A 24,633-nucleotide genomic window follows, 5' to 3' on the forward strand; every position below is an offset into this window, starting at 1 on the left:
AAAATCCTTGCAATCCTTTAATCCTTCTCGGAGATTGAAAGTATCAATGAGTTCCTACGAAGAACATTCCTTACGCAAAAACCTTTTTAGTATCGGCAAACTAGGTTATGCAAAAGGAGACAGACCAAATGTAGAATGTATCCTTTGTGGAGTTCGCGATCGAAATGAAATTGTTCCAAACCTTACGATTGCAGAAACAGAACTTTCGATTGTTTCGATTAATTTATTTCCCTACAACCCAGGCCATATCATCATCTTTCCGAAACGTCATATAATCAATTATTTAGAACTCACAGACGAAGAAGCTTTGGACATCCACAGGTTAACACAAAAAACCATGCGGATTCTCGAAAAACAATGGAAGGTGCAAGGGTTTAATACCGGATACAATCTGGGTAAAAATAGTGGTGGCTCTATCCCCCACATACACGAGCACATTGTGCCAAGGTTTCCAAACGAAGCAGGATTCCTCGATGTTTTATCCAATACAAGAATCGTCATTTACGAGCCCTACCAAATGTGGGAAGATTTAAAGACTCTTTGGGTGAAAGAAGAAACTTAAACTCTTATGTTTTCTTTTGGTAAATGGTATGGCCTAAAAATTTAAACTGGTCAGAGATTCCAAACATCGTTTCCGAATGACCGAGAATCAGATACCCTTTTGGTTTTAAACTCACTTCAAAATTATGGAATAATGTTTTTTGTGTGGGTTTGTCAAAGTATATGACTACATTCCGACAAAAGATCAAATCTAGTTTGTCGGTGATAGGAAATGGGAAATGTAATAAGTTGATTTGGCGAAAATCAACGAGAGCCTTGAGATGAGGTTTTGCTTCATAATAAATATGATCTTTTTCTGTGGTTTGGATGAAGTGTTTTTTCTTGAGTGCTTCTGACACAGGTTCCAATCGATCGTCCCGGTATACTCCCTTTTTTGCTGTCATGAGAACTTGGGTATCAATATCGGATGCATATATCTTACAATTCCAACCTGGTTTGTTTTGGAAATAATCATAGACGGTAATCGCAATTGAATACGGTTCCTCACCAGTGGAAGATGCAGAACACCAAATTCGAAGTGTTTTCGGAGTACCATTTTCTTGGGCTTCCTTTTCTAAATTTGGGAAGTATTCGTTCTTTAAAAATTCAAAGTGATGGTTTTCACGAAAAAAATCAGTTTTATTTGTTGTTATGCGATTAATGAGCTCTTGCATCTCTTGGGTCGCAAAATTTGGATCCAATTTTAATTTGGCAACGTAATCTTCGAAACTAGGTATCCCTAGTGTTCGTAACCTTGCATTGAGCCTGGACTGCACCATGATTTTTTTGTGTGGTGCAAGGAAAATTCCTGCCTGTTTGTACACTAAATTTTTGATGAATTCAAACTCGGCATCACCGATTGTGTTTAAAGATGTTCGAAAGTCCAATTTGCCCTCACGAAGATTCAACAGAGTTTTTTGATTCTGACAAGTTGTTTTTTCTAGCGGAGGTATCTTCTTGAAAATTGGCATCGTAAAACACCTAAATGCCCGTCCTCTGACCCTCTACTTTGAGAGATCTCCAGATTTTACTCCAGTTTACGACAATCCAAGTGTCCTCATCGAATTATTAAAAAAAGGTGAACTTGACTGTGCCCTTGTCTCTTCCATTGAATGTGAAAGAAACAAAGACAAATTCGACTACACCAAAATAGTAGGGGTTTGTGCCAGGGATGTTGTTCGGTCTGTCTTATTTTTTAAAAATGAAAACGATCCAGGAATTCCTGGATCAATTTTCACAGACAAAGGTTCTCGCTCGAGTGTTTGCCTCTTACAATGCCTTTTCCATTTGGAATACGGAAAAAAACTAGAAGTGATCCCAACAGATGCAAAAGAAATTTCGGAAATGATGCAAAAAGGGATCGGATCTCATTTGTTATTTGGCGACCATGCCCTCTTACAAACACCAATCCCTGGTTATCAAGTCATTGACCTAGCCGAATGGTGGAATCGACTGACAGGACTTTATTTTTGTTTTGCGTTTTGGGCTTATCCAAAAGGGAAACAGTGGGACAACCAAATCTTTCTGACAGCTCTCGAATATGGATTAAAAGAATTGAGTTCCATCATCAGTGAAGAAAAACGTCTGCCCATCGCCATTACCGATCGTTATTTAAAACAAGAATTACACTTTATCCCAGAACAAAAAAATTTAGATGGTTTTGCCCTATTTATCAAAACTGCAAAAGAGTTAGATTTGCTGTGACTTAAAAAAATCGGATCTTGTATTCCCAAGTTTTGGCTTCTGGGTTTTCTAAAGTTTCTTGTAATGGAATTTGGTAGACCAAATTTCCAAGACCAATGAATCCTCGGTTCGAACTACATTCCGAATCTTTCGGGAACAAAACTTTGAATTGGATTTTTCCTTCTTTTAGCAAACGCGATGTTTCTGAGATGATTTTTTTTTCACCAGCACTCGAATCAAGGATGGCATTGTCAGTGAGATTCGGAAAGTCCCGTTTGACTGAAAGTGAGCGAGGTTTTTGTTTGATAGAAAATGTTCCAATAAGGACTCCCTCCAGATGAAGAGGGTCTTCGAAATCAAGTTTATAGGAAACCTTACCTTTCCGTTTGAAGTACATATCAGTGGTTTCTGACTTTTCCAGCTCACGGAAAGTAAAATCCCTAACTAACAAATTATTGTTCGATTTCTTTTTAACAGATGTTAGAATTTCTTCTTTGGAAGTGGGTAAAAATTTAATTAATGATTCATTTGAATCTTTTTTAAGAGGAACTGTGTAACTGATCTCAACAGTCCCTGAACTCATTTTACGAAAAAGAATAGTCTCCTCGTATTCAAAACAACCATAACAGAAAACAAATAAGAATAAAAAAATTCGAAACACACCCTAGACTTCCCCATACAGAAAATCTAGGGTCAAGGACTATTTCGAAACAGGATATGCTTCGTTTCCATGCTCCAAGATATCCAAACCTAACAACTCTTCTTCTTCTGAAACTCGAAGTCCGACTGTCTTTTTAATCAGGTAAAACATGAGTAAACTGACTGGGAATGCCCAGAAAAATGCAGTGGCCACTCCGATGGCTTGTGCTGCAAATTGTGCAAAACCTGCCCCGTAAAAGAGTCCCGTGTCCAAACTAAACAAACCGTATGACAAAGTCCCCCAAGCACCACATACCCCATGGACGGAAACGGCACCGACTGGGTCATCGATTTTGCGATTGTCCAAAAAGAGGACTGACACAATGACAAGAATCCCTGCCACAAGACCAATGATGACAGCACTGAGAATACTCACATTATCACAAGGTGCCGTGATGGCGACAAGACCAGCCAGACCACCATTGAGTGTGAGACCAATCTCTGGTTTCTTGAATAAATACCAAGTCAGTGCCATTGCGCCAAGGGCACCCGCACAGGCAGCCATATGGGTTACTACAGCAATCTTTGCAAAACTTCCACCTTCGATGGATGTCGTTGACCCAGGGTTAAATCCAAACCAACCAAACCAAAGGATAAAAACACCAAGGGCTGCCATAGACATATTGTGTCCAAGGATCGGATAGACCCGACCATCTGTTTGGAATTTTCCCATCCTTGGACCCACCACGATTGCACCAGCAAGCCCAGCCCATGCACCAATGCTATGCACAACCGTAGAACCTGCAAAATCATGAAACCCAACACCGTCTCCACCACCTAGGCCAAGTGTTTCAAGAAATCCCGTGGAGATTCCGAGTAAACTCCCCCAAGCAAAGGATCCAAAGACTGGGTAAATAAAAGCAGTGATGATCACCGAAAAAACCAAATAGGCAGAAAACTTAGTCCGTTCCGCCATGGCACCAGAAACGATGGTCGCTGCCGTTGCCGCAAAAACAATTTGGAAGATAAAAAATGTATATTTCGATGGATCCATACTTCCATCTTCTGCATTGATGAGAGCCTCCGCAAAAGAAGGAATACCAACTCCGAATCCATCTAATACTTGTGGACCAAACATGATGGAAAAACCGATGAGCCAATAGGCGATGGCACCCACTGTGAGATCTGAAAAGTTTTTCATGAGGATGTTCACCGCATTTTTAGCCCGAGTGAAACCAGCTTCGACATAGGCGAAACCTGCTTGCATAAAAAATACTAAAAAAGCAGCAATACATGTCCAAACCCAATTTGCTTCCTGTTTCGTTGTTTCTAATGCTAGTTTGGTTTCGGCAAGAGACGATTTAATCTCAGCCATTTCTTTCGCTAGCGATTCTAAACTATCTTTTTCAATGCCACTGATTGTTTCTGCGCTTACACTTCCTATAAATAGAAAGGTCAAAAACGTAAAATAAATTCCAAAATGTTTCATATAACTTTCCTTAATTGACTTTTTGCGTGTGTGTCTCTAATCTCAAAAGTGAAGTTTTTAACTCTAAACTTTGAGGGGTGTTTTTTACGCCTTGTTGTAATACCTTAATCGCTTTTGGTTTCGCATTTTCTTTTAAATAACATTGAGCAAGAAGTATACTTGCCTTCGCAAAACTATGGTCACTCGAAAGGGCCATCTTAAGTGCTCGTTTTGCTTCAGAAATCATCCCGGCTTTATAATAAGCACGACCCATCGTAAAATGAGATGCTGCAGTATTGTCACCAGAGGTTCGAAGGTATTCTTCTAAATACCGAATGGCTTCTTTGTATTTCCCATCTCTGTAATACATTTTTCCGAGAAAAACTAAAATTTCTTTTAAAGAAGAATCTATACTAAATGCCTTGAGGGCTTGAGCATATGCTTCTTCCATTTTCATTTTCGAATTGGATTGTTTCGCCAACTGGATGTAATGCGAAGCTTCTGGAATTGAATCCCCACAGTATAAAAAGAGAAAACTCAAATCATCGCCATTCGGGACGTCCCCTTGGTAAGCGCGGAATCGTTTGATAAAGGAAGCCGATAATTTTTTTAAATCAACCTTCCCTCTACCTTCTATGACAAGTTTTTCTCTTTCATCATGTAACCAAGATTGGATACGTTCTACACCCACTTCATCTTTTAAATGATTTCGTTGTTCACTAAATCCATCAGAGATTAAAAGTAAAAAATCACCTGGCTCTAATTTCCCTTGTTTTTCTTCATAATCAGCTTTCCGAACTGGTAAAATACCAAGTGGTACACCTTTTGTATCATATTGAATGAAAGTATCGTCGGATGCTTTGTAATGTAACATCCTTTGGTGGCCTGCATTCACATACCCAAAGGTATAATCGCTAAAAATACGCACCATAAATGCAGTAAAGTAGGTAGATTCTGGGAGTTGTTCTCTTAATTTTTCTCCAAGCTCCTCCATGATTTCTGTAAGACCAAGCCCTGCCATAACGGATCTTCTGAACTGGTGGTGGATAGCCATCGTGACAAGTGCTGCTGGAATTCCATGACCCGACACATCAATGTTAATCGCTGTTAATGAGTGGCCTTGTCTTACGATGTCTACCAAATCCCCGCTGACTTCTGCCATTGGTTCATAGTGACTTGCAAAATAAATTCCATTCCAAGCACTTAAGTCTTGAGGAAGGATTTGGCTTTGTACATTTCGCCCCATCTTCAAATCCCACTCCAATTGATTGAGAATGGCTGCTTCTCTGGCTCTCGCAGTGACAAGGCCTTCAATCAAACGAACACCGTAAAGGGCAAGCGCTAGCTGTGAAGTTAAAGCTTCAAGAATTTCTAAATCATCAACGATATAAAAATTTTCCCTTTCACTTTCTACGGCTAGAGTTCCTAGTATTTCTTCCTTTTGCATGATGGGAACACACATAACTGATTTGGTTTTTTCTCCCTCATCGAAGTAATGTGCCGACCTGGAAAGATCGTTTACAAGGATTGGTTCTTTTGTTTCGAAAACTGTTCCTGAATAACCTTCCCCACTTGTTAAATTCCTTCGAGGAGGTTCTGTTTCTTTGACAAATTTTACGGGGACTAAAAATTCACCATCCCATAACCGAAGTGTGGTGTTGTCGGATTCGAAAATCTCCTGGCAAATCAGGATGACCTTGGAAAAGAGTTGGTCTTCTCTATCTAAATTGGCAAATTCTTTGGAGATATAAAGGAGGATTGCAATTTTATCTTTATCTGTTAATCCTCCCACAACTTTGTTTTGTCCGCGGAAGTTGACGAGCATTCGTTTGGAAACTTTGAAATCAACCATATTGGATACCTTTCTTTTCTAGATGCAAGTATCGTACCGACGATGCAACTCGCCTAAAGAAGTAAAAATATCCTATATTTCTCTACAAACTGGACGGATTTTGCACAAATCGTAATGCATTTGTTTATGGAAAACAACCAATATGTTTATAATTTAAGCAAATGGTGTTCTTGATTAGAACTGTAATTGCAATTGAAGTGCGAACCTTGTTTCGGCACCATCCCTCTCCCTTACACTGAGACCTGCCCTTTGTACAGAAACCGCATACAAATAACCTTCTCCAAACAAACTTGGAAACAGTGATCCAGCGACTCCCATTGATGCTGTATAAAATCCCCGTAAACTTTTCTCCATCCTAATCTCTCGCCCAACACCTGTTAAGATCTGAAATGTTTCTATTTTCCCAAGGGCCAAACTTAAATTCCCTGAATACATTGTCCTGACAGGATAAGGAATGTACTGGTTCGATTGATTTAAACTTACAGATGTGAATTCATAAAATTTCCTTGATCCTTCTAATTGAATATCGATCCAATCATTCCACTTATAACCGATTCCAACTAATGCTCGTTCAGGTAATTTTTCCTTCAATCGTTCTGAACCTAAATATTCATCATACCGATATGTTCCTGGTGATTCTAAAATTATTCCAAAACGAAAATTATCATATTGGATTGCCATGGATGCAGATACATTCCAGGAGTAAGAACTAAAACCTCCAATCCTACCAGACACTCCAGGGCCTAAGTGGATGGCAAAAGTAATGTAAGGGTTTAGTTTCCAATTCGCAAATGCTTGGAACGTATAATTGGAGAATCGTTCGTCAGTTGGGAAGGAACGTAAATAAACCGGTTTGCCTCGAACACCAAATCCAAATGATTCTGAGAATGAAAAATAACCTGCCCCAGAAAGATAAAAAGGCGAAAAATTTGAATTCGCATAACTTACATTTGTCGAAAGATCCAAAATATGTTTTGTTTGGTTTGTTAAAAAGGCAGTATTTCCATAAATACTAGATAATGAATTTGAACTCACGACACCTTGGGAGGAAAGTCCAAGTGAATAGGCTGAAGGAAATGTTACATCATACCCCGAAATTTGTGCTTGGATTGGAGAGGATGGGAAAATCCATAGACAGGAAAGTGTAACTGCCAAATACCATTTTGATTTGAAAATCATTTACTGCCATTCCTCCATGGATTTACTGGAAAGAAAAGGGATTTCTGATGACAAAACCAATGTACAAACAATTTCGTTCGCCACAAGGTTGGTATTCCTTCCTTTTTCCTGTCACTTGGGAACATATGGTAGTGGAAGAGATCCCGGCATTTTTTCATCCTGATGGTGGAGGCGCCTTACAAGTATATGCCTTTGAATCAAAAGTAGATCATTTCGACATTGACAAAGAACTTGAAAATTATCTTAAAATTCATGAAATCGATTATGACCCAGAAAAAGTTGCAGTCTTCGAGAATAACGAAGGTTCCTCGATTCGCGCTTGTGAATTTTTACAAGAGGATCGTGTTTGGATGGTGTATATGGTTGCAAGTAAAGAAAGGATGATCCTTCTCACTTACAATTCTGATGAAGAAGTGGGAGATGAACTATTCCAACAATTAACCAATATCATTAGTTCTGTTCGAATTTTGAATTAAATTCTTCTTTACAGATCCAAAAATTCAACTTAATCTCGACTCCACCGTTTTAGTTAGAATCAGGAGTCAATATGAAAAAAATAGGTTATGGAATTGGGGCATTTTTTGCGGCAATTCTTCTAATCATAATCATCGCATTTGTTTTAGCAGGGAGTATCGTCACTCCAAGTTTTCTTGTAAAACAAATTGAATCATCCCTCAATGTTCGTGCCCATGTCGAAAAAGTAAATATCAATCTTTTTAATGTTTTATCTGGGATAGAAATTGAAGGTATCATCCTTGCCCCGAGGGATGAAGTCGCAAACAAAGGAACTCCACTAGACGAAAGGAAATCAAAACCAAAAGGCCAGATCCAATTAGGCAAAGTTGACGTTAAAATTTCTTTTCTCGCCCTTTTGACAAAGACGGTTAAGGTCAACAAACTGGTGTTAAAACAACCAGAAATATCTCTCACCATGTATGAAGATGGAGGAAACAATTTAACATCCCTTTTCAAAACTCCTAAAATTGTGGATGGCGAAAAAAATCCTGCTCTCTCTTCGGAAGCCTTAGCCGAAAAAAAAGCAGCCGAGGAAGAAGAAGCAAAAGAAAAAGCGAGTGCTCCCCCTTCGGGTCCTTTTTCCATCAAAGATGTTCCCATTGCCATCAAAATGGGACTTGTTGGCATCCAAGAAGGGAACATACAAGTCAACATGCGTAAAACGGGTCAACAAATCCTAGTCCAAAAATTGGATTTGGAAATTACGGATATAGATATTGATGGCAGTGATCTCGCTTCGCATAACAGTCTTGATGTGAATTTTGATGCTGATGTCACAATCATTGGAAGGAACAAAAAGGAAGCTGCAAAATTTTTACTCGAAACAGGTGGAAAAGTCACACCTTTTGTTGTAAAAACTGGACTTGTGAATCCAAAAGTAATTTATGAAGTCACAATGAAAGAAGACTCGTTTCTTTCTGGATTTGCAGCTTTTGATGCGATCGCTGGAGAATTACCTGCATTGAACCAAGCAGGTCTCAAACTTGACAAACTCAAAGAAAAGGCAGAATTAAAAAAAGATGTCAGTTTTAAAGTCGAGTATAGCAACGGTAAGGTTACCTTCCTTGACGAACCGACATTCCCTACAAAAAATTATGATCTGCAAATCACGAAAGGCTCTTACATCGTAACAACCACCAATTACCATGAAATGAGAATGGGAATGTTATATGATGAAGATGAGTCCAAAAAATCCCTCGCATCAGTGGATGAAAAAATCAAACAAGCCACAAAAGGCCAAGGGGACCCTAAAGCACTCCGCAATAAAATTGTTGGAAATTTAGTAAAAGATGACCGATTGTTCATACCATTTCGCACCTATGGAGATATCCGTAATCCAAATGTAGAGCTGGGAGTGGGCCTTGGCACTCTCACTGATCTCGTCGGTGGAGCCGTAAAAGAAGCGATCAAAGGGAAAGCTGGTGATGCATTGAAAAAAATCCCAGGTGCAGGAGATGCCTTAAAGGGATTAGGATTTTAAAGGTCGAGAGATAAGATCCCTCACATTTTATCTAGAACTAAAAAAAGGGACCGAAGAGTAAGATCTTTGCGGTCCCTTTTTGATTGGATACCAAAACACTGATCCCAAGGGTTTTTCAGGATTTTGGTATTTTATTTCTTAGAGAAACAATCCTTATTTGTTGGATCTTTTTCTCATATTGGAATCTAACACTTTTTTACGGAGTCGCAAGCTTTGTGGAGTGACTTCTAATAATTCATCATCATCCAAAAATTCAATCGATTGTTCCAAGGTGAGTTTCTTTGGTGGCACAAGGCGGATGGCCTCATCAGAACCAGAAGCCCTTACGTTTGTGAGTTTTTTCTCACGCACTGGGTTCACTTCTAAATCAGAATCCCTGCTGTTCATTCCAAGGATCATACCAGGGTAAACGGCAACTTGTGGTTCAATGAAAAGGTCTCCACGTTCCTGTACTTTCCAAAGTGCATACGCTGTTGATTCACCCGAGTCCATAGAGATAAGAGCTCCGTTTTTACGACCAGGAATCTCACCTTTGTATTTATCAAAACGTAGGAAACGGCTAGACATCACCCCTTCTCCTCGAGTTTCCGAAATGAAGTGGCCTCTAAATCCAATGATCCCTCTTGTGGGGATGATGTATTCCACACGTGTGATTCCTGAAGTATGGGCATCCATTCCTGTGAGTTCCCCCTTACGGCGGTTTAACTCTTGGATGACTGCACCTGTGTACTGGTCCGGTAAGTCCATCACGAGTGTTTCATACGGTTCGATTTTTTCACCAGCTTCGTTGTGTTTGATGATCACTTCCGGTCTGGATACTTGGAGTTCGTATCCTTCTCGTCTCATGTTTTCAATAAGAATGGACAAGTGGAGTTCTCCACGTCCTAGAATTTTAAAACGATCTTTGTCTTCTGTTTCTTCTAAACGAAGTGCTACGTTTGTTTCGAGCTCTCGATCCAGACGTTCACGGAGGTTACGAGTTGTGACAAACTTTCCTTCTTTACCAGCAAACGGAGAGTTGTTGACCATAAAGAACATGGAAACTGTCGGCTCTTCTACTTGGATGGCAGGAAGTGGGAGTGGATTTCCTAAATCACAAACGGTATCCCCAATGAATACGTCCGGGATTCCAGCCATTGCTACGATATCTCCCGAACCTGCTTCGTCGATTTCATAACGAGTGAGTCCTTCATATCCATACAATTTTGTAATTTTATAATTTGCAGTGGTTCCGTTGGTTTTTGCAAGGGTAACGTCTGCACCTTTTTTCATGGTTCCTTGGTAAATTTTACCAATGGCGATACGACCTACATATTCATTGTAATCAAGAGCAGTGACTTGGAATTGGAGTGCTTTGTCACTGTCTCGTTTTACGGGAGGAACGTGGGCAAGAACTTTGTCAAGGATCGGTTCTATATTCACACCAGGAACTTCTGAAAGATCATTCACTGCCCAACCTTGTTTTGCCGAAGCATACACAATTGGGAAGTCTAACTGCTCTTCGGTGGCACCTAGGTCACTAAACAAATCAAATACTTTGTCTACTGAATATCCTGGCCTTGCTCCCTCACGGTCCACTTTGTTCACAACAACGATTGGTTTGTGTCCAAGTTGGAGTGATTTACCCAAAACGAAACGAGTTTGAGGCATTGGTCCGTCGAAAGCATCGACAAGAAGTAATGTACAGTCTGTCATGGACAGAACTCGTTCCACTTCTCCTCCGAAGTCAGCGTGGCCTGGAGTGTCTACGATATTAATGCGTGTGCCTTTGTACTTTACCGAAGTGTTCTTGGCAAGGATGGTGATCCCTTTTTCTTGTTCCAATGCATTGGAATCCATGATTCTTTCTCGGTCTTCTTTTGCGGTTACGGCGCCCGTATGGCGAAGGATACAATCTGTAAGTGTCGTCTTACCGTGGTCGACGTGTGCGATGATGGCGATGTTGCGAATTTCCATTGTTTTTACCAGAAATTCCAATCCACTTTGGCTGTAAATGGGGATTTCAGTTTGACAAGAGGTGCCTGTCAGAAATCCTGGTAAGAACTACATTCGAGAAAGAGATTAGGATAGTTATATGTTCGCCATCATTGAACTTGGAGCCAAACAATTTAAAGTGTCTCCTGACCAGGTATTCGTCGCAGAAAAAACAGGAAACACGGTTGGAAGCACAGTAGAAACGAAAGTCCTACTCCTTTCCGATAATAACAAAGTGAACATCGGTTCCCCAGCATTGTCTGGTGCCAAAGTCACTTTAAAAGTATTGGAGGACTGTAAGGGTGAAAAAATCCACGGTTTCAAATACAAAAAAAGAAAGAACTACAAGAAGTCTTGGGGCCACAGACAACAACTCCAAAAACTACAAGTGGTTTCGATCAGCGGTTAATTGATTTATAGTACAATTTTTAAAGAAATAGGAGGGAAAATCGCAGGAATCCAACTGGAAGGACATTCTCCAACGGACTTAGGTTCGAAAGGCGAAAATCTTTTGTGTGCAGGGGTCTCCACTCTCGTTCAGAGTGCTCACTCGTTTTTAGCATCACAAGGCAGTTTGGAATCGGAAACAAAAAGAGACGGTTATTTATCGTTTTTAGTCAAACCGGACAAAAGGGATGGTTTCCAAAACCTACTTTCGATGGTGGAATTCGGACTAAAAAGTTTAGAAAACTCTCATGCATCTGCGATTTCCATCCACGACGAACTAATAAAGGGGTAAACAATGGCTACAAAAAAAGGTGGGGGATCCACAAAGAACGGTCGTGATTCGGTATCGAAAAGACTTGGTGTAAAAGTTTACGGTGGCCAACAAGCAATTGCTGGAAACATCATCGTTCGCCAAAGAGGAACTGAATACAAGCCTGGAAAAAACGTAGGGATTGGTCGTGACCATACTCTGTATGCACTCGTTGACGGGGTTGTGACTTTCGAACATGTAACCAAAGAAAGACAACAAATCTCCGTTTACCCGAAAGCTTAAATCCTCTCCTACAAATGAGAGGACAAAACCCGTTTTAGGACTCCCTTAAACGGGTTTTTTTTTGACCAAAGGACATTATGAGCGGATTTATCGACGAAGTACCCATCCAAATACGAGCCGGACACGGAGGGGCAGGGTCTGTCCATTTTCACAAAGAGAAATTTGTCGAATTTGGAGGACCTGATGGAGGTGATGGAGGCAAAGGTGGAGATGTGATCTTCGTTGCGGAAGGTCGGATGATGACCTTGGAAAATTACCTACCAGATCGAATGTATGCGGCAGAAGATGGTGAACCAGGGCTTGGTCAAAACCGAAATGGAAAAAATGGGGAAGACCTCATCCTAAAAGTTCCCATTGGTACCCAGATCATAGATGCCATCACAATGGAGCTCATCTACGATTTTAATCATGACGGCGAAAGTTTTACAATCGCTACGGGAGGTCGAGGTGGCAAAGGGAATACTTTTTTTAAAACTTCTGTCCAACAAGCACCTCGTTATAGCCAACCTGGAGAAGATGGTGGCGCATTTTCCTTAAGATTAGAATTAAAATTATTAGCCGATATTGGAATTGTAGGTCTTCCTAACGCTGGTAAGTCGACCCTACTTGCCAAAATTACCCATGCACATCCAAAAATTGCTGGTTATGCATTCACTACCCTTTCCCCTAACCTTGGTGTGGTGCATAGACATGAAGACTTGTTTCGTTATACAGTAGCTGATATCCCAGGAATCATCGAAGGAGCATCCAAAGGTGTTGGCCTTGGGATCAGTTTTCTCAAACACATTGAAAGAGTCCAAGGGATCATATTTCTTTTTGATGGTGGGAATTTACAACTGGAAGAAGAATTGGAAATGCTTCGAAGCGAACTAGGAAATTATAATGATTCCCTACTCCAAAAAAAATTCCTTCTTGTGATCAACAAAATGGACATATGGGAAAATGACCCTAGTTTTACCGAAGAAATTCAAAAAAAGTATTCCCATTTAGGGGAAATCATTTGTATTTCAGCGGACAAAGAATTCAATTTAGATTATTTACTCGAAAGGATAGACAAAGTATTTTTTCCCGAAAAAGCAAAGTTAGTTTATGAAAACACGTAAGGATTTTTTAGATTCCATAAGGAAAGCAAAACTCATTGTTGTTAAAATAGGAAGCGCACGTGTATCTGGCGAAGAATCAAAAATTAATGATTTTTTATACGATTTAGTCGGCGACATTCGGTCCCTTCGTGAACAAGGGAAAGAAGTGATTTTAGTTTCTTCTGGTGCAATTGCACAAGGGAAAAAACTATTAGCTGAACAACATGGTCGAGAACCTATTCCAAATGGAAAAACGAGTTTGGCCGAAAAACAGGCGTTTGCTGCCATGGGACAAAACAAACTTCTTAATCTTTACGAAAGTTTTTTTAGTCGTGTGAATATTCCAATTGCCCAGATTCTATTCGGAAGAAAGGATCTAAACGAAGAAAAAAGTTTTACCAACCTAAAACAAACCTTCCGCCAACTTCTCGATTGGGGAATTTTACCCATTGTCAATGAAAACGATTCTGTCTCTACCGAAGAGATTAATTTAGGAGATAACGATATCCTTTCAGCCATTGTCGCATCCATTGTCGGAGCCGACCTACTTCTTATCCTAACAGGCGTTGATGGATTTTTAAAAGGAAATTCAAAAATTGATTTGTTTACTGAAATTACAGAAGATACGGAAAAATTGGCTACGGGTCCTTCTGGCCCTGGAACTGGCGGAATGTTTACAAAAATTAATGCTGCCAAACTTTTATTACCGTATGGAATCAAAACAGGAATTGTAAACGGTGAAAAAAAACATGCTATTTCCCAATTTTTTGATATGGAAACGTTTGGAACATTAGTTGCAGACGAATCATCACTTCATCGTACTCCTAACGCATCCGAAATCCAATCCCATTTCTTTTCTTTCCCTACGGAGTAAATTATGGCAGATGAAAATACTAACTATGCAATCTCTTTAGCAACCAAAGCTAAGTTAGCAAGTCGATCCTTAAAAGCTTTAACCACTTTAGAAAAAAACTCGGTTTTAAAACGAGTCGAAGAACTCATCTTAGCAAATGAATCTGCGATTATCGAAAAAAACCAAATCGATCTAAAAAATGGGAAAGAAAAGAGTTTATCTTCTTCGATGATGGACCGCCTACTCCTTGATTCAAAACGCATTCAATCAATGGCAAAAAGTATCGAAGAAATTCGTAACCTCCCAGATCCAGTGGGCGAAGTTGTGCGTGGTACGATCCTTCCTAATGGACTCGAACTTCTTACAAAACGAGTTCCAATCGGTGTTGTCATGACCATATTTGAATCAAGACCAAATGTGATCATTGATATAGCCTCATTGTCGTTTAAATCTGGCAATGCATGTATTTTACGTGGCGGTAGTGAAGCCTTTCATTCCAATTTAATCCTTTCTACAATTTTCCATCAAGCGATCGAAGAAAAAAAGTTATCAGGCGTTACAAAAGACGTAGTGACCTTTGTAGAAAATACAAATAGAGAAGCCATGATTCCCTTTTTTCAATTGGATGATTTGATTGATGTGATTGTACCTCGGGGTGGTGAAGCTCTCATTCGTTTTGTATCGGAAAATAGTAAAATTCCTGTCATCAAACATGACAAAGGTGTCACAAATCTTTATCTTTCGAAAGAAGCAAATCCAGAAATTGTGCTTCCAATTCTAATCAATTCCAAAGTTCAAAGACCTGGGGTATGTAATGCATTAGAAAATCTCTTCATTCATAAAGACTACCCTAATCTGAAACAATTATTGGTAGAATTGCAAACGGCTGGAATCCAAATTTTAGGAGATTCATCCATTACAAAAATCTTTCCTTCCGCCAAACAAGCAACAGAGGAAGATTTTTTTACAGAATTTTTAGATACTCGACTCAGTGTGAAGCTTGTGGAATCGGTAACAGAAGCCATCGAGAATATTCGAATGTACAGTTCGGGTCATACCGAATGTATTTTGTCTGAAGATGTAACTGAGATCCAAACCTTTCAAAAAGAACTCGATAGTGCAGCAATTTTTGTTAATTGTTCCACTCGTTTTCATGACGGTGGTGAATATGGACTCGGGGCTGAAGTAGGAATTTCGACTGGTAAACTTCATGTACGTGGGCCTATGGGACTTATCCACTTAACTACAACAACAACATATGTCACAGGAAAAGGCCAAGTCAGAGGATAAATTAAATGTCATTTTGTTTGGAGGTAGTTTTAATCCTCCTCACATAGGGCATAGGCATGTGCTTTCAAATATCTTAAAACAATTCCCTACTTCCAAAGTATATATTTGTCCTAATTATGTTTCCCCTTTTAAACTAAATGAAAAAAAATTTTCTAAAGATGAAATATGGTCATTGTGTTTAGCTGAATTTGAATCATTTTTATCAACCAATGTAATCCTTTGGGATGAAGAAATTAAAAAGGATCAAATTAGTTTCACAATTGATACTCTTAAAACATTACAACTCATTGAAAAAAACAATCCAATTTCTTTAGTAATCGGTGAAGACAATTTAAGCCAATTTCACCAATGGAAATCATACCAAAATATATTAGAACTGATTGATAAGTTAATTGTTGTAAGACGTCATACAAATGTTCCAAATTCTATCGAATGTCCTAACTTTATTTCTGCAGATCAAATGATTGTATTAGATAATCCCATCGTCACGATGAGTAGCCAATCAATTCGGAATAAACCGAATGATGAGTTGGAACTAAATTCAATTTTACCAAAGACAAAAGAATTGTTTTTAAAATTTTTAGGACAAAATTTGTCGAATCATTAACACAAGCATGAAAGAAATTAAAAAAACAATCGAGGAATGGATTCTTTTTTTTGAAACTGAAGTCCCAAAGCATGTAACGGAAACCAGGTGGGATCATATCAAACGAGTTGCATTTTATTCTGAAGAACTAGCTCTTATTCATGGATACGAGGAACCAAAAAAAGCATATTTAGCAGGTTTGTGTCACGATATTACCAAACAAAAAAAAATGGACATTCACTATGAGTTGTTTATTGAATTTAAGGTAAACACAGAAGGAATCCCTTCCCAGGCACTGCATGCTTATTCTGCTCCCCTTTTTATAAATAAACATTTTGGTTTTTTTGATCCTGAGTTCCAATCTGCTATCCAAAGCCACACGCTTGGGAACCTGAATCCTAGCTTACTTGATCAAATAGTTTATGCTGCTGATTTTTTGGGATCTGATTACTGCCAAAGATTACAAGAACTCAAAGACTGGACGATCAAAACAAAAGAAAATTTACATTTTGGCATTTTTATGAAAGCGTTCAAAACGATTTCCCTTCTAATGGAAAAAAAGGAAATGATTCACCCGTATACTTTTTTCACTTATAATTTTTCATTACAATCGCTTAAGGAAAACTTTTAAATGTTACGTGAAACTCAAGAAAAACAATCCATTCCTGCAAAAACTCTTCTTATCATTGCAGGATCCTTTTTTCTTTTTGCACTTCTATTCTTACTGCTCAAATCAAAAACAGGATTTTCGTTAGATCAAAAATTTTCTCAAAGTAAACGGATGCCAATTTTATTTTCTGTTTTGGGTGATAAAGATGAATATTTATTCTCTCTATATGCAGAATTTTATCCTAATGAAAGAAAAGCTGCACTCTTTTTTGTAAACCCGAAAACGAGTTTCGATGATGGCGAAAAATCTCTCAAAGAAAAAGGTAGTTCGGCACCTTCCTATGTTGAATCCATATTAGAAGATACTCTTGATTCAAATATTCCATTCAAAATTGTTTGGACAAAAGAACAATTTCAGAATTGGATCAACCTACTTGGAGGATTACAACTTTTTTTTGAGCCTAAATCATTACACATAACTAAAAATTACTTAAGGAACAAAGAATCATATGTGTTAGATGGGGAAGATTGTTTTGATTGGATGAGTTCGGTTTCTGATGAAACAATGTTGTCATATTTTCGACGATTGGAAATCCAAGAAACTGTGTTTTTAACCTTATTGGAAACAATCCATGAAAAACGAGATACAATTGGAAAACAAAAAGTATCATATCTCCATAGCCAGATGACAACAAATTTGTCCTCGAAAGAGTGGGAAACTTTCATTGACTTTCTCAAAAAAGAAAAAATTCAGTTTGGAGTTTCGGAAGTACCTGGGGAACCAGTTTTACGCCCTAAAACCAAAGACCAAATTCTCAAAGCAAACGAAGAAACTGTGAAAGTTGCTTTTTACAAATTTTCCAGTGAACTAAGATCACCTTCATTTGCAGAAGGAGAACGAGCAAGAATCGAAGTCCTAAATGGGACTGCAAAAAATGGACTTGCCAGATATGGAAAAGTGTTACTCAATGATAAGGGTCTGAAAGTTCTCACCGTTGACAATGCTTGGGATTCCAATTTTAAATCCACTGTGATCTTAAATCGTTCAGGTAATACTCATTATACAGATATGATCTCTGATACATTTCAGGGTCGAAAGGTTTATTTTTCCTTACGAAAGGATTTGGGACTTGATGCGACCGTAATTATCGGAGAAGACTTTCAAAATTCCAAGGATTAAGATGCCAAACATTAGTAATGAAACTTTAGAACATCTAAAGAAAATCAAACAAACGTTAATTGAAAAAAAATGTGAAAACATTCAATTTTTAGATTTAAAAGATGTACATTCTTATTTATCTTTATTCGTCATTGCTTCGGTAAAAACAGAAACACAAGGCAGGTCCTGTGCTAAAGATATAGATAAGTATATGAAACCATTAAAATTAGCGGTCAAACGTCAAAATTTCGCAGACCTTCCAAAGGATGCGACAGGTTGGATCCTTCTTGATTACGGTGAAATTTGTGTACACATAATGACGGATGAGATGAGAAACTATTATTCATTAGATCGTCTTTGGGGTGATGCAACACCTATAACGATATAAGTGGGATAACCTCATCCCAGTTATCCTTCGGTAGTTCACAACTTTGGTTTTGACATACATAGTATCGAATTCCACTACCTGCATCTCTTCCTTGTAATAACGTTAAGACATTTTCTAAGGACCTGCCAATTGTTTCTTCGACGACAAGCCAAACAAGAGTTGGGTCATTAATCTTACTTAAATTTCTTCGGATCTCATTTATTTTTTCCTCTGTTTGATTTCGGTATACAACAAGTATTTCTTTGGAAGATGTTTGGAATTTTTGGAACGCGGAAATCATTGAAGGATAACTTAGAGAATTCTGAGTGAGCTCAGGCAAAAAATAAGAGAAAATGGAATTCGCTTTTTTTTCCATTTCTCCATGAGTAAACCCAAGTGAATGTAAAAGGTAAAATACATGACACATTGTTGAGTTTCCAGAAGGTTCTACTCCATCATACCCTTCCAAGGTCCTCACGATCAAATCTTCATTCTTATCACAGGATTCAAAATAAGGTCCCACATCAGAACTAAAATGTGATTCAAGGTATTGAAAGACCTTTAACACATAGTCAAAATAGATTTTATTTCCATCTAACTGAAACAAACGAAGTGATACCCAGATGAATTCTGCATAATCAGGTAAAGTTCCTAAATATTTTGTTTCACCATCTCTAAACCTTCTGAGAATGGAACCATCTTCTTTGACCAAATATTTAAGCAAAAATTCATAAATTTCTTTGGATTGGTTAAGGTAAGTTTTTTCTCCCGTAACTTCGTAACTGGAAAGTAAAGCGCGTATCCATAAACAATTCCAGGAAGTTAAAATTTTGTCATCACGTAACGGACGAACACGCTTTTGCCTTTCTAACAAAAGAATTTCTTTTGCTTTTTGTAATTTTTCTTTAAACCCATCTTTGAACTGAATTCCATCTAAGTAGGGATTTTTTCCTTTAAAGTATACATTTAATATATTTTGGTGATCTTCAAAATTCCCTTCTTCTGTAACATTCCAAAATCCCAAAATTTCTTCATCTGTGATATGAGTTCGAATTTCATCCTCTTTCCAGACATAAAATTTGCCTTCTAATCCTTCCGAATCTGCGTCTTCTGCGCTTGCAATCCCACCAATTCCAAGGCGCATGTCCCTTTGGATGTATTGAATCATTTCTTCTAATACTTGCAAAAAATAAACTTCACCAGTGATTTGAAATAGTTTTGCTAATGTTTCAACATATAATGAATTATCATATAACATCTTTTCAAAATGTGGTACTAACCATTCGTGATCCGTCGCATAACGACAGATGCCACCTCCCACCTGGTCATAAATCCCCCCACAGTTCATTGCATAAGCGGTATTAAATGCCATTTCTAAAGCTCGATTGTCTTTATGAATTAAGTAATAATCCAATAAAAAATTAAGAGCCATACTAGGTGGGAATTTATTGACTGAATTTGTTTTGAAGCCGAAAAATTCTTTATCATAAACTTTCCAGTAACGGTTAAAATTTTCTGTTAGAATTTCTGTTCCAGGAACTTTTCCATGATTTGTTCTTGTTTCGTTATCTTTTAAATAGGTGGTTAAGTCGTTGGCAGCTTGGATGAGTTCCCCTCTTTGGTTTTTCCAAGTTTGTGTTACTAGTTTTAATACTTCTTTAAAACCCCTTTTCCCATAACGGTTTTCTTTTGGAAAGTATGTACCTCCAAGTATGGGTTCCTTTTCTGGTGTTAGGAACATATTCAGAGGCCAACCACCTTGTGTACCCATCGCATGTAATGCATCCATATAAATTTTATCTATGTCTGGACGTTCTTCTCTGTCTAACTTGATGCATACAAAATCCCGGTTTAACACTTCTGCGGTGGAATCATCTTCAAAAGATTCACGTTCCATGACATGGCACCAGTGGCAGGTGGAATAACCGATGGATAAAAAGATGAGTTTGTCCTCATTTTTTGCTTTCTCGAAGGCTTCCGTCCCCCACGGAAACCAATCTACAGGATTGTGTGCATGTTGTAACAAATAAGGACTTTTTTCATGAACCAAACGATTCGGTTTTTTAGACAAATTTGCCACAAAGTTCTCCCAGAAATGAAGTTTTCCAGGCCTAGGTTTTTACATTTTCGGTTGATTGACAACATTGATTTTTTCATCTTGTTCCTGTAAGGGGTTTAAAAAGTTTCCATTGAAAAGACAAAATTTTATCCCCAAACGTAATTTCACATATTCGCAAAAGTTGACCAGCTGGTTAATATCTTTTAGTTTACTCATTTTTCCCATTTTTGCGGAATCCGACTTTGAAGATGATATCAAACGGATGCAACTTGCCCAATGGGAAAACGGTGATGTGGTACCGGAATCGTTACAGGGTTTTGGACCAAAAAAACTGAGACTTTCCATTGCCCAGGCCATAGAACAAGTCATCGAAAACAATACGATCGTCCAAAATGCAAAACTTGAGATTGTCAAAGCTGACAGTCCGGAATGGAAAAATGAGTCCAAATATTCTTGGAAAGCTTTGGCAAGTATTCAGTCAGCAAAACAAATCCTCCCAAATAACAGAAATAATATCTTTGCTGGAACCATTCGGTCTCAAGATAAAATCTCTGCGGGGATAGAAAAACAATTCAAAACCGGAACCTATTTCAAAACAGAAATCAGTTCCATTCGGTTTGATGTAAACGCCTTCGAAAATCCAGACCCAGCCACTGCTGGATTTGCAAGTTTACTTGCAGCTCCTCCGATGTATACTGGTGCCGTATCTGCCACTCTCTCCCAAGAGCTTCTCAAATATGGTTTTGGAAAAAATGAAGAAGAAAAAGAAAAACTTCTAAAAAACCAAACTTTACTCGTACGAGAAAATTATATTAATATCTTAACCCAACTCGTAGTCAAAATCCTCATTGATTATTGGTCCTTAAGTATTGTAGATTCTCGAATTGCGACGTATGAAAAAGTTTCTAAAAACACAGAAGAAATCAGAAGGTTAACACTTCGAAAAACTGGTCTTGGACTTTCCGAAGGTTTTGAAGTAAACCAGTGGAACCAAGCGTATTTAAAAACACAATCATTACTAGAAAAAGCAAAAGTGGATCGAATTGAAGCCGAGAGAAATTTGATCCGAATTTTAAATGTAGATACTTCTTCTTCGATCGAAGGCGTTACAGATTTAAGTGAAACATTACCAACAGGAATCAATTTAAAATCTGACATTGCTTATGCACTGGCACATAGAACAGACTACCTACTTCTCAAAAGAGAAAGAGAAATCGCAAAATTAGCTTTGAGCACAGCCCTAGCTGAAGATGATCCATCCTTACTTGCAACGGTGACCTATAGTTCTATTGGCCAAAATTTTTTATCACCACAAGAAAACTTCATCGCAAGGCAACGAGGTGTTACTTCCTTTATGTTCCCACAAATTGCGGCGGAATTAAAAATGTCATACCCATTATGGGATTTAGGAATCAAAGCAGCGATACGTGATGCCGAAACCAATTTAAAAGTTAACGAACTAAAAATCCAAAATCTTGAACAAGAAATTGAACAAGAAATAACAACTCGTCACGAAGCGTTGGTAGCAAGCCACGAATTATTAAAAGATTTACAAAAAACCAAACGGGAAACTGAGATTTTTTACAATGGTCTGATGGAAAGGTTTAGACAAGGTCGATATACAGCTGTTAACGTTAAAAATGCCCTTGACAGTTTAGCAAATACTGAACTTGCAGTGACCCAAGCCAAAATTAACTTTAATATCAATTTAGTTCGTTACGAGTTGGCAAAAAATTCTTTATTTGAAAAATATGGATTAGATTTATATTCCATTTTGGAAGAAGTCGAAAAACGTGCTAAACTTGAAACCGATAAATTATGAAATCGTTTCCAACACATAGAAAGGATGATTTGGTTCGTTATCGCAGGGCTTTCCATGAAAATCCAGAGCTCAAATACGAAGAAAAAGAAACAGCAAATTTCGCCAAAACACACCTTGAATCACTTGGTTTTAAAGTAGAAGACGGAATCGCAGAAACAGGACTTGTCAGTTTATTTGATTCTGGTATTCCAGGAAAAACAGTTCTCATTCGGGCTGATATGGATGCACTCCCTATCCACGAAGAAAATACTCATACCTATAAAAGCCGAAATGAAGGTAAAATGCATGCCTGCGGTCATGATGGTCATACTAGCATCTTACTTGCTTTATCTTCAGATTTAAAAAAGGATTTTCAAAGTTTTGTACCGAAAGGTAGAGTTTTACTCTGTTTCCAACCAGCTGAAGAAGGTGGATCAGGAGCAGACAGAATGATTGAGTCTGGAATTTTAGAACGTTACAATGTTGACGCAGTATTTGCCTTACATGTTTGGAACCATATCGATTTAGGGAAAGTCGGTGTTGTGAATGGAACCATGATGGCTTCTGTCGATGAATTCAAAATTACAATTCATGGAACATCGGGACATGGTGCTATGCCACAACACACAGTGGATCCAATTGTTGTTGGAAGTCACTTAGTAACCGCCTTACAAACATTAGTTTCTAGAAATGTGGATCCTCTGGAACCTTGTGTAGTCACCGTAGGTTCATTCCATTCAGGAAATGCATTTAATGTAATTCCAGAGACTGCCACTCTCCATGGGACTGTTAGAACGTATTCAAAATCCGTGTATGAAATGATCCCTACACGTATGGAACAGCTCGTGAAACAAGTTGGGGCTGGGTTTGGAGCCGACATTCACCTCGAATATAAAAGAATTGATAAACCAACCATCAATGATCCCGTCATGGCTGATGTCGTACGAAAAGCTGCCAAAACGATTCTAGGAGACAACTGTCTTACAGAAGAAAATACTAGAACCATGGGTGGAGAAGATTTTTCTGCTTTTTTAATGCAAAGACCTGGTTGTTATTTTTTTATTGGGTCTAGAAATGAAGAAAAAGGTTTCATTCACCCTCATCATAGTTCTTTTTTTGATTTTGATGAAGATGCTCTACCGATCGGATTATCTGTGATGAAACAGGTCATCCATACCTATCTCCAAGAATTTTAAATTTTTTTTTCATTGCAGAAAAAGCCGAGCGAAATAATAGTTAGATATCTAACCAATTAGAGGGAAGTATGATTAGTTTCGAACTCAATGAAGGAATCGGATTCATAAAACTTGCAATTAACGACAAGAACAGTTTTTCGAATGAATCTTTTTTGGCCTTAAAAAAAGCAATCCAAGATGCAAAGGAATCCAGTGCAAAAGTAGTTGTTTTGAGAAGTGAATCGAATGGTTCCTTTTCTTTAGGACTCGATCTCACCACTGTCAGTACAATGGATATGTCAAAAGACTTGGCTCCTTTTTTAGAATTGTTTTATCATAACCTTACCGAACTTTACCAATTGCCAATGCCTACGATTGCTGAAGTTTCCGGTCATGCTTTAGGTTATGGAGCCATGTTGGCACTTGTCTGCGATTACCGATTTGCAACTTCAGACATTCGGTTTGGATTACCTGAAGTGAAAATAGGAATCCAAGTCCCTTCCTTTGTGTATGCACTCATGGGTGAAGCAGTCGGGTATGACGTAGCCAAACGGCATGTATTACTCGGTGATGCATTTAAAGCAAAAGAAATGCCTACTCTTTTTGAAGACATTACGGAATCGGATGAAGATTTAAAAAAGAAATCTAAATCCTTACAAACAAAGCTTAAAAAGAATTCTTACTCTGCGATGAAAGATACAAAAAGTGGAATTTTAAGTGTTCATAAACCTCTTCTATCTCTTGTCAAAGATGACGTAACAAACACCATCAAAAGTATCCAATCGGCAGATGCAAAAGAAGGTATATCTGCTTCAGTAGAAGTGAGAAGGCCTGTTTTTACTTCATAAACGATTATTCGATACCTTTTCGATTCCGAATGTGTTTATAAATTTGATCGAGGATAGGATACAAAATATCCTCGTTTTCTTTTGATATCCCCCAAGTTTGTAAAGAAAGAAGTTTTGCTGAAATTGTAACGATTTTTTGCCGAATCTTTTTTCCATCTTTTGATAGTAAAATTGCCCATTCACGACCGTCACTTGGCGAAGGATTTCTGTCGACTAACCCCTCTTTTACGAGTCGATTAACAAGTACTGTACATGTCGGTTTTGTTTTCTCAATTGTTTTTGCAATTTGAGTCATATTGATGGGATTTGAAGTACGGATCAAAAATGTCAAAATTTCAAAATGAGAAGTAGTAAGACCCGGGTATCCTAATTTTTCCATTTCTGTTCTGACGATATCTGCAATCTCGGAACTAATACGATCAAAATACCGAACAGACCGAAAGCGTTTTGGAAGTTCTCTTGCCATGAACTTA

The 24,633-nt window shown here is 38.2% G+C and carries 25 protein-coding genes; 17 read left to right on the forward strand and 8 right to left on the reverse strand.

Features of this window, described 5'->3' with window-relative positions:
* Positions 1–46: 46 nt before the first annotated feature.
* A complete protein-coding gene (locus EHQ43_RS13055; RefSeq protein WP_135754158.1) occupies positions 47–562 on the forward strand; it encodes an HIT family protein in 516 nt (171 codons plus the stop codon).
* A 4-nt stretch (positions 563–566) separates the two neighbouring features.
* On the opposite strand, the gene EHQ43_RS13060 is transcribed toward EHQ43_RS13055, so the two are convergent.
* The gene (locus EHQ43_RS13060; RefSeq protein WP_135742047.1) at positions 567–1,427 is read right to left on the reverse strand and encodes a CheR family methyltransferase; all 861 of its coding nucleotides are present in this window, start codon (positions 1,425–1,427) and stop codon (positions 567–569) included.
* A gap of 70 nt (positions 1,428–1,497) precedes the next feature.
* Between EHQ43_RS13060 and EHQ43_RS13065 the strand changes: the two genes are divergently transcribed.
* Positions 1,498–2,244, forward strand: coding sequence for a menaquinone biosynthetic enzyme MqnA/MqnD family protein (locus EHQ43_RS13065; protein WP_135754159.1), 747 nt, complete (start codon positions 1,498–1,500; stop codon positions 2,242–2,244).
* A 1-nt stretch (position 2,245) separates the two neighbouring features.
* Here the strand turns inward: EHQ43_RS13065 and EHQ43_RS13070 are convergent, their stop codons facing one another.
* The 4 genes from EHQ43_RS13070 to EHQ43_RS13085 form a co-directional block, all read right to left on the reverse strand.
* Positions 2,246–2,884, reverse strand: coding sequence for an LIC11874 family lipoprotein (locus EHQ43_RS13070; protein WP_135742049.1), 639 nt, complete (start codon positions 2,882–2,884; stop codon positions 2,246–2,248).
* A gap of 39 nt (positions 2,885–2,923) precedes the next feature.
* Positions 2,924–4,351 carry an ammonium transporter gene (locus EHQ43_RS13075; RefSeq protein ID WP_135742050.1) on the reverse strand — a complete coding sequence of 476 codons (1,428 nt, stop codon included), beginning with the start codon at positions 4,349–4,351 and terminating at the stop codon, positions 2,924–2,926.
* Positions 4,352–4,361: 10 nt separating this feature from the next.
* On the reverse strand, positions 4,362–6,182 hold the full coding sequence (locus EHQ43_RS13080) for a GAF domain-containing SpoIIE family protein phosphatase (protein WP_135742051.1): 1,821 nt from the start codon (positions 6,180–6,182) through the stop codon (positions 4,362–4,364).
* 174 nt (positions 6,183–6,356) lie between these two features.
* Entirely contained in the window at positions 6,357–7,361 is a 1,005-nt protein-coding gene (locus tag EHQ43_RS13085) for a hypothetical protein (RefSeq protein WP_135771426.1), read from the reverse strand.
* Positions 7,362–7,408: 47 nt separating this feature from the next.
* Between EHQ43_RS13085 and EHQ43_RS13090 the strand changes: the two genes are divergently transcribed.
* Together EHQ43_RS13090 and EHQ43_RS13095 are read left to right on the forward strand one after the other, a co-directional pair.
* Positions 7,409–7,837, forward strand: a complete 429-nt coding sequence (locus tag EHQ43_RS13090) for a hypothetical protein (protein WP_135754162.1) — start codon at positions 7,409–7,411, stop codon at positions 7,835–7,837.
* A 71-nt stretch (positions 7,838–7,908) separates the two neighbouring features.
* Positions 7,909–9,357 (forward strand): AsmA family protein, encoded by a 1,449-nt coding sequence (locus EHQ43_RS13095; RefSeq protein ID WP_135771427.1) that lies wholly within the window; start codon positions 7,909–7,911, stop codon positions 9,355–9,357.
* A gap of 153 nt (positions 9,358–9,510) precedes the next feature.
* Here the strand turns inward: EHQ43_RS13095 and typA are convergent, their stop codons facing one another.
* Positions 9,511–11,313, reverse strand: coding sequence for a translational GTPase TypA (gene typA, locus EHQ43_RS13100; protein ID WP_039928969.1), 1,803 nt, complete (start codon positions 11,311–11,313; stop codon positions 9,511–9,513).
* Between the two features lie 118 nt (positions 11,314–11,431).
* On the opposite strand from typA, the gene rplU reads away from it, so the two are divergent.
* From rplU to rsfS, 10 genes are all read left to right on the forward strand, one after another.
* Positions 11,432–11,740 (forward strand): 50S ribosomal protein L21, encoded by a 309-nt coding sequence (rplU, locus tag EHQ43_RS13105; protein WP_012388757.1) that lies wholly within the window; start codon positions 11,432–11,434, stop codon positions 11,738–11,740.
* Positions 11,741–12,070 carry a ribosomal-processing cysteine protease Prp gene (locus EHQ43_RS13110; RefSeq protein WP_135742055.1) on the forward strand — a complete coding sequence of 110 codons (330 nt, stop codon included), beginning with the start codon at positions 11,741–11,743 and terminating at the stop codon, positions 12,068–12,070.
* Positions 12,071–12,073: 3 nt separating this feature from the next.
* A complete protein-coding gene (gene rpmA, locus EHQ43_RS13115; protein ID WP_015678054.1) occupies positions 12,074–12,331 on the forward strand; it encodes a 50S ribosomal protein L27 in 258 nt (85 codons plus the stop codon).
* Between the two features lie 77 nt (positions 12,332–12,408).
* Positions 12,409–13,434: a GTPase ObgE gene (gene obgE, locus EHQ43_RS13120; protein ID WP_135771428.1), complete on the forward strand. Its 1,026-nt coding sequence runs from the start codon at positions 12,409–12,411 to the stop codon at positions 13,432–13,434.
* Positions 13,421–14,287 carry a glutamate 5-kinase gene (gene proB / locus EHQ43_RS13125; RefSeq protein ID WP_135754164.1) on the forward strand — a complete coding sequence of 289 codons (867 nt, stop codon included), beginning with the start codon at positions 13,421–13,423 and terminating at the stop codon, positions 14,285–14,287. The genes obgE and proB overlap by 14 nt, the downstream gene beginning before the upstream one ends.
* 3 nt (positions 14,288–14,290) lie before the next feature.
* Positions 14,291–15,556, forward strand: a complete 1,266-nt coding sequence (locus tag EHQ43_RS13130; protein WP_135771429.1) for a glutamate-5-semialdehyde dehydrogenase — start codon at positions 14,291–14,293, stop codon at positions 15,554–15,556.
* A complete protein-coding gene (locus tag EHQ43_RS13135) occupies positions 15,525–16,163 on the forward strand; it encodes a nicotinate-nicotinamide nucleotide adenylyltransferase (RefSeq protein WP_135771430.1) in 639 nt (212 codons plus the stop codon). Before EHQ43_RS13130 ends, EHQ43_RS13135 begins: the two co-directional genes overlap by 32 nt.
* Positions 16,164–16,170: 7 nt before the next feature.
* A complete protein-coding gene (gene yqeK, locus EHQ43_RS13140; RefSeq protein ID WP_135771431.1) occupies positions 16,171–16,773 on the forward strand; it encodes a bis(5'-nucleosyl)-tetraphosphatase (symmetrical) YqeK in 603 nt (200 codons plus the stop codon).
* Positions 16,774–17,931 carry a LytR C-terminal domain-containing protein gene (locus EHQ43_RS13145; protein ID WP_135771432.1) on the forward strand — a complete coding sequence of 386 codons (1,158 nt, stop codon included), beginning with the start codon at positions 16,774–16,776 and terminating at the stop codon, positions 17,929–17,931.
* A 1-nt stretch (position 17,932) separates the two neighbouring features.
* Positions 17,933–18,298: a ribosome silencing factor gene (gene rsfS / locus EHQ43_RS13150; protein ID WP_135742062.1), complete on the forward strand. Its 366-nt coding sequence runs from the start codon at positions 17,933–17,935 to the stop codon at positions 18,296–18,298.
* Here the strand turns inward: rsfS and EHQ43_RS13155 are convergent.
* A complete protein-coding gene (locus EHQ43_RS13155; protein ID WP_135771433.1) occupies positions 18,285–20,357 on the reverse strand; it encodes a thioredoxin domain-containing protein in 2,073 nt (690 codons plus the stop codon). The two genes, rsfS and EHQ43_RS13155, sit on opposite strands and share 14 nt — an antisense overlap.
* A gap of 241 nt (positions 20,358–20,598) precedes the next feature.
* Here EHQ43_RS13155 and EHQ43_RS13160 point away from each other — a divergent pair, with 241 nt between their 5' ends.
* From EHQ43_RS13160 to EHQ43_RS13170, 3 genes are all read left to right on the forward strand, one after another.
* Entirely contained in the window at positions 20,599–22,158 is a 1,560-nt protein-coding gene (locus EHQ43_RS13160; protein WP_135771544.1) for a TolC family protein, read from the forward strand.
* Positions 22,155–23,333, forward strand: a complete 1,179-nt coding sequence (locus EHQ43_RS13165) for a M20 metallopeptidase family protein (RefSeq protein WP_135771434.1) — start codon at positions 22,155–22,157, stop codon at positions 23,331–23,333. Before EHQ43_RS13160 ends, EHQ43_RS13165 begins: the two co-directional genes overlap by 4 nt.
* A gap of 68 nt (positions 23,334–23,401) precedes the next feature.
* Positions 23,402–24,160, forward strand: a complete 759-nt coding sequence (locus EHQ43_RS13170; RefSeq protein ID WP_135771435.1) for an enoyl-CoA hydratase/isomerase family protein — start codon at positions 23,402–23,404, stop codon at positions 24,158–24,160.
* A gap of 4 nt (positions 24,161–24,164) precedes the next feature.
* Here EHQ43_RS13170 and EHQ43_RS13175 read toward each other — a convergent pair whose 3' ends face one another.
* The gene (locus EHQ43_RS13175) at positions 24,165–24,626 is read right to left on the reverse strand and encodes a MarR family winged helix-turn-helix transcriptional regulator (RefSeq protein ID WP_135754172.1); all 462 of its coding nucleotides are present in this window, start codon (positions 24,624–24,626) and stop codon (positions 24,165–24,167) included.
* Positions 24,627–24,633 lie beyond the last annotated feature (7 nt).

The sequence above is a fragment of the Leptospira bouyouniensis genome, from assembly GCF_004769525.1.
GTDB lineage: Bacteria > Spirochaetota > Leptospiria > Leptospirales > Leptospiraceae > Leptospira_A > Leptospira_A bouyouniensis.

Excerpts from the sequence above, each read along its gene's own strand:
- yqeK (WP_135771431.1), top strand. The coding sequence starts at position 16,171 with ATGAAAGAAATTAAAAAAACAATCGAGGAATGGATTCTTTTTTTTGAA.
- EHQ43_RS13135 (WP_135771430.1), top strand. The coding sequence starts at position 15,525 with ATGTCACAGGAAAAGGCCAAGTCAGAGGATAAATTAAATGTCATTTTG.
- EHQ43_RS13175 (WP_135754172.1), bottom strand. The coding sequence starts at position 24,626 with ATGGCAAGAGAACTTCCAAAACGCTTTCGGTCTGTTCGGTATTTTGAT.
- typA (WP_039928969.1), bottom strand. The coding sequence starts at position 11,313 with ATGGAAATTCGCAACATCGCCATCATCGCACACGTCGACCACGGTAAG.
- EHQ43_RS13080 (WP_135742051.1), bottom strand. The coding sequence starts at position 6,182 with ATGGTTGATTTCAAAGTTTCCAAACGAATGCTCGTCAACTTCCGCGGA.
- EHQ43_RS13085 (WP_135771426.1), bottom strand. The coding sequence starts at position 7,361 with ATGATTTTCAAATCAAAATGGTATTTGGCAGTTACACTTTCCTGTCTA.
- EHQ43_RS13055 (WP_135754158.1), top strand. The coding sequence starts at position 47 with ATGAGTTCCTACGAAGAACATTCCTTACGCAAAAACCTTTTTAGTATC.
- obgE (WP_135771428.1), top strand. The coding sequence starts at position 12,409 with ATGAGCGGATTTATCGACGAAGTACCCATCCAAATACGAGCCGGACAC.
- EHQ43_RS13075 (WP_135742050.1), bottom strand. The coding sequence starts at position 4,351 with ATGAAACATTTTGGAATTTATTTTACGTTTTTGACCTTTCTATTTATA.
- EHQ43_RS13170 (WP_135771435.1), top strand. The coding sequence starts at position 23,402 with ATGATTAGTTTCGAACTCAATGAAGGAATCGGATTCATAAAACTTGCA.
- rsfS (WP_135742062.1), top strand. The coding sequence starts at position 17,933 with ATGCCAAACATTAGTAATGAAACTTTAGAACATCTAAAGAAAATCAAA.
- EHQ43_RS13165 (WP_135771434.1), top strand. The coding sequence starts at position 22,155 with ATGAAATCGTTTCCAACACATAGAAAGGATGATTTGGTTCGTTATCGC.
- EHQ43_RS13095 (WP_135771427.1), top strand. The coding sequence starts at position 7,909 with ATGAAAAAAATAGGTTATGGAATTGGGGCATTTTTTGCGGCAATTCTT.
- rplU (WP_012388757.1), top strand. The coding sequence starts at position 11,432 with ATGTTCGCCATCATTGAACTTGGAGCCAAACAATTTAAAGTGTCTCCT.
- proB (WP_135754164.1), top strand. The coding sequence starts at position 13,421 with ATGAAAACACGTAAGGATTTTTTAGATTCCATAAGGAAAGCAAAACTC.
- rpmA (WP_015678054.1), top strand. The coding sequence starts at position 12,074 with ATGGCTACAAAAAAAGGTGGGGGATCCACAAAGAACGGTCGTGATTCG.
- EHQ43_RS13160 (WP_135771544.1), top strand. The coding sequence starts at position 20,599 with ATGCAACTTGCCCAATGGGAAAACGGTGATGTGGTACCGGAATCGTTA.
- EHQ43_RS13090 (WP_135754162.1), top strand. The coding sequence starts at position 7,409 with ATGACAAAACCAATGTACAAACAATTTCGTTCGCCACAAGGTTGGTAT.
- EHQ43_RS13145 (WP_135771432.1), top strand. The coding sequence starts at position 16,774 with ATGTTACGTGAAACTCAAGAAAAACAATCCATTCCTGCAAAAACTCTT.
- EHQ43_RS13130 (WP_135771429.1), top strand. The coding sequence starts at position 14,291 with ATGGCAGATGAAAATACTAACTATGCAATCTCTTTAGCAACCAAAGCT.